At 44.6% G+C, this 1,507-nt stretch carries 1 pseudogene; it reads right to left on the minus strand.

Annotation, left to right across the window (positions count from 1 at the left end):
- Window positions 1-1,507, minus strand: a pseudogene (locus HSP_RS0103190) (hypothetical protein); the annotation flags it as partial.

A 1,507-nucleotide genomic window follows, 5' to 3' on the forward strand; every position in this document is an offset into this window, starting at 1 on the left:
GGTTGCAGATGAACCTGCTGCTGTTGCTGATGAACCTGCTGCAGTTGCTGATGAGCCTGCTGCGGTTGCTGATGAACCTGCTGCGGTTGCTGAAGATGCTGCTGCTGTTGCTGAACTTGCTGCTGCTGCTACTGCGCCTTCAATCTTACCTAAGTTAGTATTAACAACTTCGCTCGCTGCTTTTGCAGTTGATTCTGCTGCTGTTGCTGTTGAAGCTGCTGCTTTTGCAGTTTCGTTTGTTTGATCTAATTGTTTGGTTACAGAATAAAGTTGTGAACCATTGATCGCTTCAGTTGAAGTATCAGAAATATTGCCTGCCGCAACATTGATCAATTTACGCTCATTATCTACTGCACCAACGCTTACAAAGCTGCCTTTACCTGAAACAGTACCTTTAAAGCCACTATAAGTTAAATTACCTACAGTTGCTGAAGTTACATTTTCAACAGTATGAGAACCCGTAGTGGTTGAATGGTTGCCTAAAACAACGGCATTATCAAAGCCTTCTGCAACTTCAACACCATTACCAATTACAGTTGTGCCGTTTGCCTTGATCTTATTGTTATGACCAATAACCGTATTATTTTGTTTACCATCGGCGATGTTATTTTCCACACCAATCGCAATAGTATTATGAGTACTATTACCAACTATGTTACGCACACCTAAAGCAGTACCATTTTCTGCATTTGCACCCACCCAAGTGTGTGCCCCCACAGAAGTACCATTTACTGTGCTGTTATCTACACCTGCATAGTAACCTAATGCTGTGCCGTTATTTGTGTTTGGACGAACATAACTTCTTGCACCGACAACAGTTGCATTTAATGAGTTCGTGCCAGCTGCAGAGTATTGACCTACAACCGTCGCATTTTGCGCGCCTGCTTGAACCTCTGAGTTAGAACCTAATACTGTTGCATTAGTACCACCCGCTTGTACGCTTGAGTTTTTACCAATAACTGTTGCATTTGCTGCACCAGTGTAAACAGCGCTACCAGAACCAATTACAACTGCATCTTCAGATGCCGCTGAAGATTTGTAACCCATCACAACCGAACCGGCTGCTGCACTGGTTGTTGTTGCTTCTACACCTGCTGCAATAGAATTTGCACCTTGCGCACCGCCAGCTGAACCCACTTTATCTTTATTAGTGGTTAAAGCCGCTGTTGCAGTAGGATCCACATTATGTTCATCGTTTACATGGAAATAGTTAGTTGATGAGTTTTTAGCTAATTCTAATGCTTCATTAGCAGTAGTTTTTGCACCCTCTGCGGTAGTTTTCGCGTCAGTTGCAGTCGCTTTTGCGTCATCTGCAGCAGTTTTAGCTGTTGTTGCGGTAGCTTTTGCATCATCTGCAGTTGTTTGCGCTGTCGTTGCAGCTGCTTTTGCCTGATCTGCAGTTGTTTGCGCTGCACCTGCGGCTGTTTTAGCGTCATTTGCAGTAGTTTGCGCTGCACCTGCGGCTGCATTTGCTTGATCTGCAGTAGTTTGCGCTGCACCTGCGGCT

The organism is Haemophilus sputorum CCUG 13788, from assembly GCF_000238795.1.
Lineage (GTDB): Bacteria > Pseudomonadota > Gammaproteobacteria > Enterobacterales > Pasteurellaceae > Haemophilus_A > Haemophilus_A sputorum.